At 62.3% G+C, this 17,432-nt stretch carries 11 protein-coding genes; 10 read left to right on the top strand and 1 reads right to left on the bottom strand.

From position 1 onward, the window contains the following. Positions 1–244: 244 nt before the first annotated feature. The 3 genes from alaS to RC54_RS19170 all read left to right on the top strand — a co-directional run bounded on the left by alaS (position 245) and on the right by RC54_RS19170 (position 3,846). Entirely contained in the window at positions 245–2,869 is a 2,625-nt protein-coding gene (alaS, locus tag RC54_RS19180) for an alanine--tRNA ligase (RefSeq protein ID WP_061788738.1), read from the top strand. A 28-nt stretch (positions 2,870–2,897) separates the two neighbouring features. Next, complete coding sequence (locus RC54_RS19175; RefSeq protein ID WP_061788739.1) at positions 2,898–3,452, top strand: NUDIX domain-containing protein; 555 nt, start codon at positions 2,898–2,900, stop codon at positions 3,450–3,452. Positions 3,453–3,609: 157 nt separating this feature from the next. After that, entirely contained in the window at positions 3,610–3,846 is a 237-nt protein-coding gene (locus RC54_RS19170; protein WP_017452113.1) for a sulfurtransferase TusA family protein, read from the top strand. Positions 3,847–3,988: 142 nt separating this feature from the next. Here the strand turns inward: RC54_RS19170 and RC54_RS19165 are convergent, their stop codons facing one another. Continuing rightward, the gene (locus RC54_RS19165; RefSeq protein ID WP_061788740.1) at positions 3,989–5,584 is read right to left on the bottom strand and encodes an FMN-binding glutamate synthase family protein; all 1,596 of its coding nucleotides are present in this window, start codon (positions 5,582–5,584) and stop codon (positions 3,989–3,991) included. A 302-nt stretch (positions 5,585–5,886) separates the two neighbouring features. Between RC54_RS19165 and RC54_RS19160 the strand changes: the two genes are divergently transcribed. The 7 genes from RC54_RS19160 to rbfA all read left to right on the top strand — a co-directional run bounded on the left by RC54_RS19160 (position 5,887) and on the right by rbfA (position 17,326). Then, positions 5,887–8,052, top strand: a complete 2,166-nt coding sequence (locus tag RC54_RS19160) for a putative bifunctional diguanylate cyclase/phosphodiesterase (RefSeq protein ID WP_061788741.1) — start codon at positions 5,887–5,889, stop codon at positions 8,050–8,052. Positions 8,053–8,462: 410 nt separating this feature from the next. After that, on the top strand, positions 8,463–9,419 hold the full coding sequence (scpB, locus tag RC54_RS19155) for an SMC-Scp complex subunit ScpB (RefSeq protein WP_061788742.1): 957 nt from the start codon (positions 8,463–8,465) through the stop codon (positions 9,417–9,419). After that, on the top strand, positions 9,406–11,448 hold the full coding sequence (gene rluB / locus RC54_RS19150; protein WP_061788743.1) for a 23S rRNA pseudouridine(2605) synthase RluB: 2,043 nt from the start codon (positions 9,406–9,408) through the stop codon (positions 11,446–11,448). Before scpB ends, rluB begins: the two co-directional genes overlap by 14 nt. Positions 11,449–11,838: 390 nt before the next feature. Next, a complete protein-coding gene (gene rimP, locus RC54_RS19145; RefSeq protein WP_061788744.1) occupies positions 11,839–12,333 on the top strand; it encodes a ribosome maturation factor RimP in 495 nt (164 codons plus the stop codon). Beyond that, on the top strand, positions 12,330–13,889 hold the full coding sequence (gene nusA, locus RC54_RS19140) for a transcription termination factor NusA (protein WP_017452119.1): 1,560 nt from the start codon (positions 12,330–12,332) through the stop codon (positions 13,887–13,889). The genes rimP and nusA overlap by 4 nt, the downstream gene beginning before the upstream one ends. A gap of 52 nt (positions 13,890–13,941) precedes the next feature. Continuing rightward, positions 13,942–16,824 (top strand): translation initiation factor IF-2, encoded by a 2,883-nt coding sequence (gene infB / locus RC54_RS19135; RefSeq protein ID WP_058896494.1) that lies wholly within the window; start codon positions 13,942–13,944, stop codon positions 16,822–16,824. A gap of 109 nt (positions 16,825–16,933) precedes the next feature. Continuing rightward, positions 16,934–17,326, top strand: coding sequence for a 30S ribosome-binding factor RbfA (gene rbfA, locus RC54_RS19130; RefSeq protein WP_058896493.1), 393 nt, complete (start codon positions 16,934–16,936; stop codon positions 17,324–17,326). Positions 17,327–17,432 lie beyond the last annotated feature (106 nt).

Genomic DNA, 17,432 nt, shown 5'->3' with positions numbered 1-17,432 from the left:
TAAGGTCCGGTGGCGCAATGCAAGCACGCAGTGCCGGGTCAGCCAAGCCTGTAACCCGTCCGGGATTTCCCGGCGGGTTTTTTTTTCGTCCCGGGCGGGGGGCGGATGTGTCGCCCCCTGGCCTGCGAATCTGCGCCCGGATCACGTATAATCACCGGTTCGCAATCGTTTTTTGCACCGACTCCCATCCGGGTCCGATCTGAGCGTTACCGGCGGCATCAGGCCCATTTATCCGTCTTCGAACATGAACTCAGCCGAAATTCGCGACAAGTTTCTGAAATTCTTTGAATCCAAAGAACATACCATCGTCCGCTCCTCCAGCTTGGTGCCGGGCAATGACCCGACCCTGCTGTTCACCAATTCCGGCATGGTTCAGTTCAAGGACGTGTTCCTGGGCACCGATAAGCGCAACTACGTGCGTGCGGCTTCCGTGCAGCGCTGCCTGCGCGCCGGCGGCAAGCACAACGACCTGGAAAACGTCGGTTACACGGCGCGTCACCATACCTTCTTCGAGATGCTGGGTAACTGGTCTTTCGGCGACTATTTCAAGCGCGAGTCGCTCAAGTGGGCCTGGGAACTGCTGACCCAGGTCTATGGCCTGCCGGCCGATAAGCTCTGGGCCACCGTCTACCAGACTGACGATGAAGCCTACGACATCTGGACCAAGGAAATCGGCCTGCCGCCCGAGCGCGTGGTGCGCATCGGCGACAACAAGGGCGCACCCTACGCCTCCGACAACTTCTGGCAGATGGCCGAGACCGGCCCCTGCGGTCCCTGCTCGGAAATCTTCTATGACCACGGCCCGGATATCTGGGGTGGCCCCCCGGGTAGTCCCGACGCCGATGGCGACCGCTATATCGAGATCTGGAACAACGTGTTCATGCAGTTCGACCGCCAGCTCGACCCGGCTACCGGCGAATACACCCTGACCCCGCTGCCGGCGCCCTGCGTGGATACCGGCATGGGCCTGGAGCGCCTGGCCGCGATCCTGCAGCACGTGCACAGCAACTATGAGATCGACCTGTTCCAGGCGCTCATCAAGGCGGCTGCTCGTGAAACCGGCGAGACCGACCTCTCCAATGCTTCGCTGCGCGTGATCGCCGACCACATCCGTGCGACTTCCTTCCTGATCGTTGACGGCGTGATTCCCGGCAATGAAGGCCGTGGCTACGTCCTGCGCCGCATCATCCGCCGCGCGCTGCGTCACGGCCACAAGCTGGGCCAGACCAAGCCCTTCTTCTACAAGCTGGTCAAGGACCTGGTCGTGCAGATGGGCGCGGCCTACCCGGAACTGCCGGAAGCCGCCGAGCGCGTCGAGATGGTCTTGAAGCAGGAAGAAGAACGTTTCGGCGAAACGCTGGAACACGGCATGAAGATCCTGGAAGCCGCGCTGGCTGCCCACACCGGCAAGCTGGATGGCGAGACCGCCTTCACGCTGTACGACACCTACGGCTTCCCGCTGGACCTGACCGCCGACATTTGCCGCGAGCGCAAGGTGGAACTGGACGAAGCCGGTTTCAATGCCGCCATGGAGCGCCAGAAGACCGCCGCCCGCGCTGCTGGCAAGTTCAAGATGGCCGCTGCCATCGAATATACCGGTGACAAGACTCGCTTCGTGGGCTACGAATCCCTGGCCCAGTCGGCCAAGGTCGTCGCTCTCTACGTGGCCGGCAGCCCGGTGCAGAAGATTGAGGCTGGACAGGATGCTATCGTGGTACTGGATACCACCCCGTTCTATGCTGAATCCGGTGGCCAGGCGGGTGACGCCGGTGCGCTGGAAGCGGCCAATGCCCTGTTCGCCGTGGCCGATACGCAAAAGATCCAGGCCGAGGTGTTCGGTCACCACGGCCAACTGATCAAGGGCAGCCTGGCCATCGGCGACGCCGTCCAAGCCAAGGTCGATGCCGATCAGCGCGCCCGCACCATGCGTAACCACTCGGCCACCCACCTGATGCACAAGGCCCTGCGTGAAGTGCTGGGTTCGCATGTGTCGCAGAAGGGTTCGCTGGTCGACGCCGACAAGACCCGTTTCGACTTCAGCCATAACGCGCCGATGACCGCTGAGGAAATCCGTCGCGTGGAAGAGATCGTCAACCGCGAAGTACTGGCCAACGTCGCCACCGGCGCCCAACTGATGGGCTACGACGATGCGATCGCCGCCGGCGCCATGGCGCTGTTCGGCGAAAAGTACGGCGACCAGGTGCGCGTGCTGTCCATCGGTACCTCCACCGAACTGTGCGGTGGTACCCACGTTGCTCGTACTGGTGACATCGGTCTGTTCAAGATCGTCTCCGAAGGCGGTGTCGCGGCCGGCATCCGCCGTGTCGAAGCCGTCACCGGCGAAGGTGCGCTGGCGCTGGTGCAGTCGCTTTCGACCCGCGTGGCCGAAGCCGCTGCGGCGCTGAAGACCCAGCCGGAAGAACTGCTGCCGCGTATCGGCCAGGTGCAGGATCAGGTCAAGGCGCTGGAAAAGGAACTGGCTTCGCTCAAGTCCAAACTGGCCTCCAGCCAGGGCGACGAGCTGGTCAACCAGGCCGTCGACATCAACGGCATCAAGGTGCTGGCGGCCACGCTGGAAGGCGCCGATGTGGCAACCCTGCGCGAGACCATGGACAAGTTGAAGGACAAGCTCAAGACCGCCGCCATCGTGCTGGGCAGCGTCAAGGATGGCAAGGTCAGCCTGATCGCTGGCGTCACGGCCGATGCGACAGCGAAGGTCAAGGCCGGCGAGCTGGTCAACTTTGTCGCCCAGCAGGTCGGTGGCAAGGGTGGCGGTCGTCCGGATATGGCCCAGGCTGGCGGCACCGAGCCGGCGGCTCTGCCGGGCGCGCTGCAAGGCGTGGCCGGTTGGGTCCAGTCCAAGCTGTAATTTCCAACGGCCCTGGCCCGCAGCGATCATGAGCCAGTTCAAGTTCTGCCCGGTCTGCGCAGCATCGCTGGTGCTGCGCGCCGATGAAGGCGAGGCCGGCAAGGTGCGGCTGGCCTGTCCCGATGGGCATTGGACCCATTGGGATAACCCGCTGCCGGTGCTGGCCGCGCTGGTAGAGATTGACGGCAAGATGCTCACTGCGCGCAATGCGGCATGGGCCGAGGGGCGTTTTGCCCTCATCACCGGTTTCATGGAGCGCGATGAGACGCCCGAGCAGGGCATCGCTCGCGAACTGAAGGAAGAGACCGACCTTGACGCCCAGCATATCGAGCTGATCGGCGTCTATGAATTCATGCGCAAAAACGAGCTGATCATCGCTTATTACGTCAAGGCGACCGGCAGTATCCGGCTCTCGCCCGAGTTGGTGGAATATCGCCTGTCCGATCCGGCCGACTTACGCCCCTGGCCGGCCGGGACCGGTCATGCCGTGGCCGATTGGATGCGCCAACGTAATCTGCCGGTACAGTACGTGGAATTCGCCGGATCGAGCACGCCGATTACCATGCCGCAGGTCCAGAAGTAATCAGGACGACAACAGTCGCGCCGGTTGTCAAATCTCGAAATATGCTCGCTTTTGCACAAGCATAGTGCGGCGAAAACAACACAACTTGTGCAATGCATCAACTCGGCGCATTTTGCAGTAGAATCGTTTTCGTCGTGATCCATTTTGAGTCGAAGTAATGACCATTCAATTCCACCGGGAACTCGATGCGCGCGGTCTGAACTGTCCGCTGCCCATCCTCAAGACCAAGAAAGCCTTGGCCGACATGACCAGCGGCCAGGTGCTTAGGGTGACCGCCACCGATACCGGTTCGGTGCGCGATTTCCAGGCCTTTGCCAAGCAGACCGGCAACGATCTGTTGGAGCAATCGCAGAACGATGAACACGAGTTCATCTTCTTCATGAAGCGCAAGTAATCCCTCCTGCCGACTCACCGCCGTTGCTCTGGCCACCCGGCAGGCAGAATTGGAAAAGCCCGCAGTTCAAGTCGATGAACTGCGGGCTTTTTGTCGCCTTGTCGTCTGGTCTTGTTATCGCCAGTTGGTCATGAAGCTGTCTTCAGAATTCGGGATGGAAGCTTTCCGCGCGGGCTATCGGCCAGAACTTTTCATAGACCCGATAGCGATAATTACCGTCGATCAGGTCATTGGGCTGCAAATACTTCAGCACGTTGGACATCAACTGGATCTCATGATCGGTGATACGCCGCACGATGTGATGCGGGCGCAGCGCCGAGGTGTGCGGCAGGCCGGCCGCCTGCACCAGTTCCTGCAGCGCGTGCAGGGTGCTTTGGTGGAAGCGGTAGACGCGCTCGGCCTTGTCCGGCACCACCAGGGCGCGAGCACGATTGGCGTTTTGGGTTGCCACGCCCGTGGGGCAGCGGTCGGTATGGCAGCTTTGCGACTGGATGCAGCCCAGCGCGAACATGAAGCCGCGCGCCGAGTTGCACCAGTCCGCTCCCAGCGCCAGTGTGCGTGCGACGTCGAAGGCAGTGACGATCTTGCCGCTGGCGCCGATCTTGACCTTGTCGCGCAGGCCGATGCCCACCAGGGTGTTGTGTACCATCACCAGCCCTTCCTGCAAGGGCATCCCCACGTGATCGACGAATTCCAGCGGCGCCGCACCGGTGCCGCCTTCGGAACCATCCACGGTGATGAAGTCTGGCACGATGCCGGTCTTCAACATGGCCTTGGCGATGCTGAAGAATTCCCAGGGATGGCCCACGCACAGCTTGATGCCGACCGGCTTGCCAGCGGAGAGGCCGCGCAGCTTCTCGATGAATTCCAGCAAGCCGATCGGGGTCGAGAAGGAGGAATGCACGGCCGGCGAGATGCAGTCCACGCCCATCGGGATACCGCGGGTGGCGGCGATTTCCGGGGTGATCTTGGCCGCCGGCAGTACGCCGCCGTGGCCAGGCTTGGCACCTTGCGAAAGCTTCACCTCGATCATCTTGATCTGTGGTGATTGCGCCTGGGTTGTGAATTTTTCTTCATTAAAGCTGCCATCCGCATTGCGGCAGCCAAAATAGCCGGAGGCGATCTGCCATACCAGGTCGCCGCCGAATTCACGGTGGTAGGCTGAGACCGAGCCCTCGCCGGTATCGTGGGCGAAATTGCCCTTCTTGGCACCCTGGTTGAGCGCGCGGATGGCATTGGCCGAGAGTGCGCCGAAACTCATCGCCGAGACATTGAAGACCGACATCGAATACGGCTGGGCGCGGTCGGCACCGACGGTGACCCGGAAGTCGTGGCTGGCGATCTTGGTGGGCGAGAGTGAATGGCCTATCCATTCATGGCCGGCCTGCTGCATGTCGATCTCGGTGCCGAAGGGGCGACTGTCGACTTCGGCCTTGGCGCGCTGGTAGACGACGCTGCGCTTCTTGCGTGAGAACGGGCGGCCATCCATTTCATCTTCGAAGAAGTACTGGCGCAGTTCCGGGCGGATGGCTTCGAACATGAAGCGGAAATGGCCGATCAGCGGATAGTTACGCAAGACCGCATGGCGCTGTTGTACCAAGTCGTGGATGCCGATGGCGGTCAAGGCCAGGGGGATCAGTACCCAGCCCCAATCCAGCAGGTGGGCTGCGGACAGGACCAACAGCGCCAGCGTGAGTGCAACGACAGCCCAGAAGACGAAATACCGATTTGCCCACATAGAAGAGTCCACTTGTTGTTATGAAGAAACTTTCGCTGACCGATGCGGCCAGCAACAGGGTGAGCAGGATTCTAACGCCCAATCTCAACCGTAGTGCGCGACGAAGTGAAGGGTGTTTCCGGTCGATCAGGACGAATAGGGCCGCCATGCCGCTGAACAAGCCTGTTACTGGCCCAGTGGCATCCTTATTGCTTGAGTGAATCATCCAGCCGCACGCCGAGGGGATTGGGCGTGCCGTGCATGACTCCACTCCACAACCACACCCTTGCCGGCAGGATGCAGGCAGGAGACACGATGTCGTTATGAAAACAGTTGCTTCCCGCGCCCTCTGTCGCCACGACGCCGGCCAGAGTCAATCGGTGACGGCCCTGGTGCGTCCGCCGCGCCTGCTGGAAACCTTGCTGGCCAACCTCGATGGCATGGTCTATCGCTGCCGCGACGACGCCCACTGGACCCTGGAATTCGTCAGTGATGGCTGCCAGGCCCTGACCGGTTACACGCCCGCGGATTTGTTGCTCAATAGCCGCATCTCCTTCCTCCAGCTGACCCACCCGGAAGACCGTGCCATGGTGCGCAAGCATATCGATGCCTGTATGCGCGAGCGCCGTCGCATCGACATCGAATACCGCATCGTGCACGCCGATGGCAGCCTGCGCTGGGTGTGGGAGCGCGGGGTGGGGCTCTACAACGCAGCCGGCAAGGTGGAAGCCATGGAGGGCTTTCTGCAGGACGTGACCGAGCGCAAGGAAGCCGCGCACGCCTTGCAGGAAGCCGAGCGCCGGTATCGCAGCATCTTCGAGAATGCCATCGAGGGTGTGTTCCAGACCACCCCCGATGGCACCTATATTGCCGTCAACCCGGCACTGGCGCGCATCTATGGCTATCACTCGCCGGAGGATCTGATCGTGGGCCTGCGCGACATCACCCACCAGCTCTACGTGGAGCCCGAGCGCCGGGCCGAATTCATGCGCCTGATGGAGCGGGAGGGATCGGTCTCCAATTTCGAGTCGCGCGTGTACCGGCGCGATGGCGACATCATCTGGATTTCCGAAAACGCCCGCGCCGTCTATGACGACAGCGGCAAGCTGGTTTGCTACGAAGGCACGGTGGAAGCCATCACCGAGCGCAAGCTGTACGAAGCTGAAATGCGCCACCAGGCCACCCACGATGCCCTGACCGGGTTGCCCAATCGCAACATGCTGCACGAACACCTGCAGCGCGCCATCCAGGTGGCGCGCCAGAAGGGTGGATTGACGGCGGTGGTGTTCGTGGACCTGGACCAGTTCAAGTTCATCAACGACAGCCTGGGCCACCAGGTCGGCGATGAGTTGCTCAAGGCGGTGGCCCAGCGCTTGCAGGCCTGCCTGCGCGATACTGACATGGTGGCACGCCAGGGCGGGGATGAGTTCGTGCTGGTATTGCAGAACCAGACCGGGGGCGAGCTGGGCATCGCCGAGGTGATGCAGCGCATCCTGGCGGCGGTGGCACGGCCCTGGCAGACTGGCGACCGCGAACTCCAGATCACCGCCAGCATTGGCGTGAGTCGCTATCCGGCTGATGGCAAAGATGTGGAAACCCTGTTGAAGCAGGCCGACTCCGCCATGTACCGGGCCAAGGAGCAGGGGCGCAACAACTTCCAGTTCTTTGCTCCTTGGATGGATACCCAGGTCAGCAACCGCCTGGAAATGCTGATCAACCTGCGCCGCGCGCTGGACCACGACGAATTCAAGCTGTATTACCAGCCCAAGCTGAGCCTCAAGGATGGACGCGTCATCGGCGCCGAAGCCTTGATCCGCTGGCAGTCGCCGGAGCAGGGCATGGTGCCGCCGGACCGCTTCATTCCCTTTGCCGAAGAGGCCGGGTTGATCGTGCCCATTGGCGAATGGGTGCTGCGTACCGCCTGCCACCAGAACAAGCGTTGGCAGCAAGCCGGCTTGCCGCCCATTCCGGTGGCGGTCAACCTGTCGCCGCGGCAATTGAACCAGAGCCTGCCCGACTTCGTCTCCGGGGTGCTGGCGCAAAGCGGCTTGGATGCGGCCTGCCTGGAGCTGGAAATCACCGAAAACGTGGTCATGAAGGATGCCGAAAAGAGCGTGGCCACCTTGCACGCCTTGAAGCGTCTGGGTTTGCAGATTTCGGTGGATGACTTTGGCACCGGCTACTCCAGTCTGTCCTACCTGCGGCGCTTCCCGGTGGATGCGCTGAAGATCGACAAGTCCTTCGTGCGCGACATTGCGCGCGATGCCGATAGTGCGGCCATCGTCAAGGCCGTCATTTCGCTGGCCCATATCCTGAACCTGCGCGTCATTGCCGAGGGCGTCGAGGATGAGCAGCAACATGCTTTCCTGAAGGAAAATGCCTGCGATGAAGTACAGGGTTATTACTTTGGTAAGCCCATGGCCGTCGAGGATTTCACTGCCTGGATGAGCCGTCAGGGGCCAAGTGCTCAGGTACTGTCATGCAAATAATTGTCCGTAGGGTGCAACAGGCTGCATCGCGGTAAATCTTTGTGCTACACTCCGCGCAGTACTTTTTATGCCTTGCGCCCCGACCGCCGCAGCCTGTGCGGCCAATAAAGGCTCCATGACGCAAGGCCGGTAGTTGAAAAGGTGCAGGTCGGCCGTCCGCAACCCCGCGACATGACGGCTTTGCGAAAGCGCGATACCTCCGCGACGCCGATTTGCCCGGGTCTTAGATTCCAGCTCATTCAATCTCCAAACACCGGAAGGCAGCAGCGCCGCCGCATCCAGCACTGCGCAAGACTTGTCGCACCTGGCCTGTTTCGGTCTGGCTGTTGGCCTGGCTGGTCGCACCCGTAGCGCCGGAGACACGCTGCAAGCCGAACTTTTGTTAACAACAAGACGCACAAGAGTGGTACATGAATATTGCTGAGGCCAAGAAAGTCCTCGAAACTGCATTGCTTTGCACGCATGAGCCCCTGTCGATCAATGATCTGAAGAAGCTGTACGTCGATCCCGAGAGCCAAGAGAGCAGCGACATCAATGCCGAGACCATCCGGCAGATGCTCGAAGAGCTGCGCGCCGACTGGGCCGACAAGGGCGTGGAAGTGGTCAGCCTGTCGACCGGCTGGCGTTTCCAGAGCCGTAAGGAAATGAAGGTCTACCTGGAGCGCCTGAATCCAGAGAAGCCGCCCAAGTACACCCGCGCCACGCTGGAAACGCTGGCCATCATCGCTTATCGCCAGCCGGTCACGCGCGGTGACATCGAAGAGATTCGCGGCGTGGCGGTCAACACCCAGACCATCCGCATGTTGGAAGACCGGGGCTGGATCGAGTCTATCGGTCATCGCGACGTACCGGGCCGCCCGGCACTGTTTGCCACCACCCGCAAGTTCCTGGATGACCTGGGCCTGAGTTCGCTGGAAGAATTGCCGCCGCTGCAGCAGGTCAGCGGCGAGGCTGCCGCCCAGGGCGCATTGCTGGAATTGCAGGCGCTCGAAGGTGGTGTAGCCGCCTTGGCTGAGCAAGATGAGCAGGAGCCGCAGGAGGGCCAGGCTGACACCGTCGACGCTTCCGACACGCAAGACGTGAAAGAAGTGAACGAAATGGAAGAGACGCAGCCGGCAGAGCAGTCGCCAGCCGCCGAGCACACCGATATCGCAGCCGCCGCCGGGGAAGAGCGCGCTGCAGGCAGTGAAGATGCTTCCCCAGCAGTGCAAGAACCTTTTGAGCAAGACGTTGCCGTAACTGGCACAGACGCCAACGAGGCCGCCGTCGAAGCGGCAGGCGAGCATAACGACACCACCGAGCGGGCCGATCAGCGGGAAGATGACGCGCGTCCGCCACATCCAGATTCGAAGAATGAAGCCAACTAGTTCCAAAGACGACACCCAGGTCGACCTGGCCGCGGCCGATGCCGCCGCATCCGACAAGCCGGTGAAGAAGCGTACCCGCAAGCCTGCGGCCGAGACTGCTGCGGTCGAGTCGGTTACGGCCGCACCGCAAGCTGACGCCGCCAATGCCCCGGCACCGAAAAAACGTGCGCCGCGCGCCAAGAAGGTCGCAGCCGATGAGGCCGCACCGGCTCCTGCTGCGGTGGTCGCCACCGAGCCGGCTGTTGCGCCCGAGAAAAAGCCGCGTGCCACCAAACCGCGCGCCAAGAAGGTGGAGCCGGCTGCTGCAGCTCCTGTGGCTGAGGCCCCGGCCCAACTGAGCCTGGCCATGGAGAGTGTGCCTGTCGCACCTGCGGCCAAGCCCAAGCGCGCGGCCAAGCCCAAGGTTGCCGCCGCACCTGAAGCGGCAGCACCAGCGCCGGCCCCGGTCACGCCCGAACTGCCCAAGGTCATCGTCACCGTGGGCGAGGAAGTGGTGGCGCCGCCCGTGCTGCTGGACGCGCCGGTCGATCCCAATCGCGCCAAGCCAGCCCGCCGCGGGGTGCGTGGTCCGCGCGCACTGCGCAACAACCGCGCTGCGCAACGCGCTGCGGCCGGTGGTGCCGAAGCCGCTCCCGCCCAGGGCAAGGGGGAGGGCGATGCTGTCCCCGCCGAGCGCCACCAGCCGCGCGGCCAGTTCGGCAAGAACAATGCACATGCCGGCCAGGCTGGCCAGCAAGGCAAGAAGAATTTCGACAAGAACGGCAAGAAGCCCAAGGCGCCGCAACTGGGCCTGCGCGCGAACGAGCCGGTCGATGACATCTTTTCCTACGTGACCTCCGAAGCCTACGACCGCGACGAAGGTGCCAAGGCCGGTGGCCGCCAGGCGCACCAGATGCGCGGCAAGAATGGCCGTCGCGATCTCACCGCCGAGGACGATGCCCCCAAACTGCACAAGGTGCTGGCCGACGCCGGTCTGGGTTCGCGCCGCGACATGGAAGAGCTGATCGTGGCTGGCCGCGTCTCGGTCAATGGCGAGCCGGCTCACATCGGCCAGCGCATCCTGCCCACCGACGCCGTGCGCATCAATGGCAAGCTGATCCAGCGCAAGGTGAGCAAGCGCCCGCCGCGCGTGCTGGTCTATCACAAGCCCGCGGGCGAGATCGTCAGCCATTCCGATCCAGAAGGCCGCAGCTCCGTGTTCGACCGCCTGCCGACCATGAAGGCCGGCAAGTGGCTGGCGGTGGGTCGCCTGGACTTCAATACCGAAGGCCTGCTGCTCTTTACCACCTCCGGTGACCTGGCCAACCGCCTGATGCACCCGCGCTACAACATCGAGCGTGAATACGCCGTGCGGACCCTGGGCGAGCTGGAAGAGGGGATGCGCCAGAAGCTGTTGGCGGGCGTGGAGCTCGATGACGGCCCGGCGCAGTTCTCGCGCATCGCCGATGGTGGTGGTGAAGGCGTCAACAAGTGGTATCGCGTGACCATCGGCGAAGGCCGCAACCGCGAAGTGCGCCGCATGTTCGAAGCGGTCGGCCTGACAGTTTCGCGCCTGATCCGTACCCGCTACGGCGCCATGACCCTGCCGCAGACCTTGAAGCGTGGTCGTTGGGAAGAGCTGGAAGAAAACGCCGTGCGCAACCTGATGGCCGCTTGTGGCCTGGAAAAGCAGGCTGGTGAAGCCAAGTCCGGCAACGGCGGTCATGCCGGCAAGGGCCAGGGCAATGGTAACGGCAATGGTCCGCGTGGCAACGCCATGCAGAACAAGGGGCCGCAGAAGGGCCGCAATGGCGGCAACTTCGGCAACCAGGGTGGTGGCAACTATGGCAATGGCGGCAACTACGGTGGTGGCAACAAGGGTGGCCAGCCCAAGAGCCGCCAGCCTGATCCGCTGCAGACCGCGCTGGGCTTCCCCGATATCGGCAATGGCCAGCGTCGCGGCAATCGCCCGCAGCGTGGTGGCAATACTGCCGCCAACTTCATGCTGGGCGGCCTGCCAGGCATGAATCGCCGGCGCGGCGGTCGCTGATGCCTGGCTTGCCCGGTGGAAATGCATCGGGCAGGCTGCGGTGTAGCCCCGCTGCCCTTGGCAAGCTCGCAGGAAGTGCGCCAATGACGTTTTTTATGGACGTTTTTGACGCCTCGAGCACATTTGACACCATTCCGGAATTGCTGCGCATAGCTGTATCGGTTATAATGTGTTAGTTAAACGCAACCTGCCGCGAATCGCATATGTGATAAATCATTGATAGATCCGCCTGCGCCATGAACGATGGAAGTACGGTGGTTCGCGTGATGTGTGATCTCGAGTTGCGTGAGATAACAAAAGATGGGCAGATGCCCATTTTTTTTTTGCTGATCAATTTTAGATGTCCGGCGGTCGCAACCCTGCCACCGGCATCCTGATGGAGAAATAGTCTTGCAATTGCTGGAGCTGATCGAATCCACCCTCGCGGGCCTGGGCTACGAACTGGTCGAGTTCGAGAAGGCGCAGCGCGGTCTGGTGCGTGTCTTCATCGATTTTCCGTTCGACCCCGAAGCAGAAGAAGCGCGTTCGATCACCGTCGAGGATTGCGAGAAGGCGACGCATCAGTTGTTGCACGTCTTCACCGTCGAAGACGTGGCCTATGAGCGCCTGGAAGTCTCCTCGCCCGGACTGGACCGCCCCTTGAAGAAGTTCTCGGACTTCGCGCGCTTCGTCGATTGCGAAGCCGTCATCAAGCTGCGCGTACCCTTGCCCGGCACGTCCAACCGCAAGACCTACGAAGGCGTGCTGCGCGAGCCCGAGGGCGAGGAACTGGTATTGGAATTTGAAGCAAACGATGGGTCGGCTGCCGTGTTGAATTTCACGCTGGCCGATGTGGATAAGGCACACCTGGTGCCGCAGGTCGATTTTAGGAGTCGCAAAGGATGAGTCGCGAAATTTTGTTGTTGGTCGATGCGCTGGCGCGCGAAAAGAACGTCGATAAGGAAGTCGTCTTCGGCGCATTGGAGCACGCGCTTGCGCAGGCTACCAAGAAGCGCTATGAAGGCGAGGTCGACATTCGCGTCTCGATCGACCGCGAAAGCGGCGAGTTCGAATCCTTCCGCCGCTGGCACGTGGTGCCTGACGAAGCCGGCCTGCAACTGCCCGACCAGGAAGTGCTGCTGTTCGAAGCCAAGGAACAGTTCCCCGATATCGAAGTCGACGAATACATCGAAGATCCGATCGAATCCGTCGAATTCGGTCGCCGCTTCGCGCAAGATACCAAGCAGGTGGTCCTGCAGCGCATCCGCGACGCCGAGCGCGAACAGATCCTGGCCGACTTCCTGGCCCGTGGCGACGCCCTGGTGACCGGTACCATCAAGCGCATGGAGCGCGGTGACGCCATCATCGAATCCGGCAAGATCGAAGCCCGCCTGCCGCGCGACCAGATGATCCCCAAGGAAAATCTGCGCATCGGCGACCGGGTGCGGGCCTACATCCTGCGCGTGGATCGCGGCGCCCGTGGCCCGCAGGTGATCCTGTCGCGCACCGCGCCCGAATTCATCATGAAGCTGTTCGAGCTGGAAGTGCCGGAAATCGAACAAGGTTCGCTGGAAATCAAGTCGGCCGCCCGTGACCCGGGCGTGCGCGCCAAGATCGCGGTCTATACCGCCGACAAGCGCATCGACCCCATCGGTACCTGCGTCGGTATGCGCGGCTCGCGCGTGCAGGCCGTGACCGGCGAACTGGGTGGCGAGCGCGTGGACATCGTGCTGTGGTCGGAAGATCCGGCGCAGTTCGTCATCGGCGCGCTGGCCCCGGCCAACGTCACCTCGATCGTGGTCGATGAAGAAAAGCACGCCATGGACGTGGTGGTGGATGAAGAAAACCTCGCCATCGCCATTGGTCGTGGTGGCCAGAACGTGCGTCTGGCAGCCGAACTGACCCGCTGGCAGATCAATATCATGACGGCCGAGGAATCGGCCGACAAGTCGGCGGCCGAGACCGCGCTGATCCGTACGCTGTTCATGGAAAAGCTCGATGTTGACCAGGAAGTGGCCGACATCCTGGTCGAGGAAGGTTTCTCGACCCTGGAAGAAATCGCCTACGTGCCGATCAACGAGATGCTCGAGATCGAATCGTTCGACGAAGAGACCGTCAATGAGCTGCGCAACCGCGCCCGCGACGCCCTGGTGACCGAAGCGATCGCCTCCGAAGAAGGCCTGGATGGCATGGATGAGGAGCTGATCAACTTCGAAGGCCTGGACCGTGTGCTGGCCGGCAAGCTGGGTCTGGCTGGCGTGAAGACGCTGCCGGCCTTCGCTGGCCTGGCTTATGACGAATTCGGCGCGATCCTGGCCCTGCCTTCCGAGCGCGCGCGCCAACTGATTGAAAATGCATTTGAAGATGTGACCGACGATGAAATGAAGCTCATCGATTCCAAATACGATGAGCGCGCCAAGGCCCTGCAGGCCAAGGCATGGAGCGCAGTCGAAGGCCGCTGAAAAGCGGAGCGTCTCCACATCATCTGCCGAGCCACATAGAAAAGAGGACTGAATGGCGAGTAACAACGTTGCCCAATTTGCCACCGAGCTTAAGATGCCTGCTGACCTGCTGCTGACCCAGCTGCGTTCGGCCGGGGTCGAGAAGAGCTCTGCATCCGATTCCCTGTCGAAGGAAGACAAGGACCGCCTGCTTGAACACCTGCGCCGTTCGCGTGGGGCCGCGCCGGAAGGCGATAAGAAAAAGATCACGTTGACCCGCAAGGAAACCACCGAGATCAAGCAGGCCGATGCAACCGGCAAATCGCGCACGATCCAGGTGGAAGTGCGCAAGAAGCGCACCTTCATCAAGCGTGACGAGCCCAGCGTGGAAGAGACTGCAGCGCGTGCTGCAGCGATCCAGCGCGATGCGGCTGCCGAAGCGCAGGAACGTGAGCAGGAAGAGGCTCGCCGTCAGGCCGAACTGAAGGCCCAGCAAGAACGTCTGGCCCAGTTGGAGGCCGAACGCGCCGCCCAGGCCAAGGCTGCCGAGCTGGAACAGCAACGTGCCCGCGAAGCCGCAGAAGCTGAAGCCAAGCGCCAGGCGGCAGAAGCTGCGGCCGCTGCCCAAGCCGAGAAGGCCAAGGCGGCTGCCGCTGCTGCTGCTCCGGCCCCTGCTGCTGCCGCGGCACCGGCTGCGCCTGCTGCGGTCGATCCGGCTGTGGAAGAAAAGAAGCGCGCTGCTGCTGAAGAAGCGAAGAAAAAGGCCGATGCTGCCGCCAAGGAAGCCGCCGACCGTGCTGCTGCTGCCGAGCGCGCGCGCAAGGCCGTGGAAGACGAAGTGGCCCAGATCAAGGCCATGATGAATGCGCCGCGTCGCGTCATCAAGGCACCGGAACCGGCCGCGCCTGCTGCCAAGACCTCCGAAGGCACGTTGCACAAGCCGGCGGCCGGCGCCAAGCCCGCCGAGAAGAAGGATGACAAGAAGCCCGCCGTGGCCGCAGACAAGAAGTCGATCAAGTCGGCCAATGTCTCCTCCACCTGGCAGGACGACGCCAAGAAGCGTGGCGCTGGCGGCATGAAGTCGCGTGGCGCCACCGGTGGCGGTGGTCGTGATGGCTGGCGTGCCGGCCCCAAGGGCCGTCGTCACTCGCATGGCGACGATCAGCGTGAGAGCAACTTCCAGGTGCCCACCGAAGCGGTGGTGCACGATGTCTACGTGCCCGAAACCATCACCGTGGCCGAAGTGGCCCACAAGATGGCGGTCAAGGCTTCCGAGGTCATCAAGCACCTGATGAAGCTGGGCCAGATGGTCACCATCAACCAGGTGCTGGACCAGGAAACCGCGATGATCGTGGTGGAAGAAATGGGTCACCGCGCCCACGCCGCCAAGCTGGACGACCCGGAAGCGCTGCTGGTCGAAGGCGAAGAACACGCCGACGCCGAAGCCCTGCCGCGCGCCCCGGTGGTTACCGTCATGGGTCACGTTGACCACGGCAAGACCTCGCTCTTGGACTACATTCGTCGCACCAAGGTGGCTTCGGGTGAAGCCGGTGGTATTACCCAGCACATCGGCGCCTACCACGTGGAAACCCCGCGCGGCATGATCACCTTCCTGGATACCCCGGGCCACGAGGCGTTCACTGCCATGCGTGCTCGCGGTGCCAAGGCTACCGACATCGTGATTCTGGTGGTGGCCGCCGACGACGGCGTCATGCCCCAGACCAAGGAAGCGATTGCCCACGCCAAGGCTGGCGGTGTGCCGCTGGTGGTGGCGATCAACAAGATCGACAAGCCCGGCGCCAACCCCGACCGCGTCAAGCAGGAACTGATCGCCGAAGAAGTGGTGCCGGAAGAATACGGTGGCGATGCTCCGTTCATCGCCGTGTCGGCCAAGACCGGCGAAGGCATCGACTCGCTGCTGGAAAACGTCCTGCTGCAAGCCGAAGTGCTGGAACTGAAGGCACCGGTCGATGTGCCAGCCCGTGGCCTGGTGATCGAAGCCAAGCTGGACAAGGGCCGCGGCCCGGTGGCAACGATCCTGGTGCAATCCGGTACCTTGAAGCGCGGCGACGTCGTGCTGGCCGGTTCGGCCTATGGCCGTGTGCGTGCCATGCTGGATGAGAACGGCAAGAACATCGCCGAGGCAGGCCCGTCCCTGCCGGTGGAAATCCAGGGCCTGACCGAAGTGCCCTCCGCCGGTGAAGAAGTGGTGGTCATGACCGACGAGCGCAAGGCGCGCGAAATCGGCCTGTTCCGCCAGGGCAAGTTCCGCGACGTGAAGCTGGCCAAGCAACAGGCCGCCAAGCTGGAAAACATGTTCGACCAGATGACCGAGGGCGAGGTCAAGACCCTGCCGATGATCATCAAGACCGACGTGCAAGGTTCCCAGGAAGCCCTGGTGCAGTCGCTGCAGAAGCTGTCGACGGCCGAAGTGCGCGTCCAGGTGGTGCACGCAGCGGTGGGTGGCATCAGCGAAAACGACGTCAACCTGGCGGTGGCTTCCAAGGCCGTCATCATCGGCTTCAACACCCGTGCTGACGCCTCCGCACGCAAGCTGGCCGAAGCCTCGGGCGTGGACATCCGTTACTACAACATCATCTATGATGCGGTGGACGAGGTGAAGGCGGCGATGTCGGGCATGTTGTCGCCGGAGAAGCGCGAACAGGCCCTGGGTCTGGTGGAAATCCGCCAGGTGTTCGTGGTCAGCAAGGTCGGTTCGATTGCCGGCTGCTACGTGCTCGAAGGCCTGGTCAAGCGTGGCTCGCAAGTACGCCTGCTGCGCAACAATGTGGTGGTATGGACCGGCGAACTGGACTCGCTCAAGCGCTTCAAGGACGACGTCAAGGAAGTCAAGTCGGGCTTCGAGTGCGGTCTCTCGCTCAAGGGCTACAACGATATCGAAGTGGGCGATCAGCTCGAAATCTTCGAAGTCCAGGAAGTCGCCCGTACCCTGTAATGCAATACGCCGGCGTATCGTTATCGATGCGCCGGCTTCACTGGCAAGATCCGTCGCAGCAACGCGGGAATCCTCCTGCCACGCCCTCGGCGGATTGTTTTTTTAAAGCATGGCAAAACACAGCAAATCCATTCCCGGACGCGGCTTGCGCGTCGCCGATCAGATCCAGCGCGATCTGTCGGAGTTGATCGCCTTTGAGCTCAAGGATCCGCGGGTGGGCATGATCACCATTACCGAAGTGCAGGTCACCCCGGACTACGCGCACGCCAAGGTCTTCTTCACCACGCTGGTGGACAACCCCGAAGCGATCAAGAACACCCTGGCCGGCCTGCGCAAGGCGAGCGGTTATCTGCGCACCCAGTTGGGCCGCAGGCTGACCATCCACACCTTGCCGGAACTGCATTTCGTGCACGACAACTCGACCGCACGCGGCATTGAGATGTCGCGCCTGATCGATGAGGCCAACGCCACCCGCGCCAAGGATTCGGACGACGAGGCCTGAGCCTGCGTTCTCTCGGTACGGGCTGCGCCGCTTGCACAGGCAGTCTCGCAGTTTTCTTCATTTTCTTCACACCGGTCTGCGTCTTCCTTCATGGGAAGCGTGAGGC

It is taken from the genome of Herbaspirillum rubrisubalbicans, from assembly GCF_003719195.1.
GTDB lineage: Bacteria > Pseudomonadota > Gammaproteobacteria > Burkholderiales > Burkholderiaceae_D > Herbaspirillum > Herbaspirillum rubrisubalbicans.
This window is presented reverse-complemented; position numbering and strand designations above follow the sequence as displayed.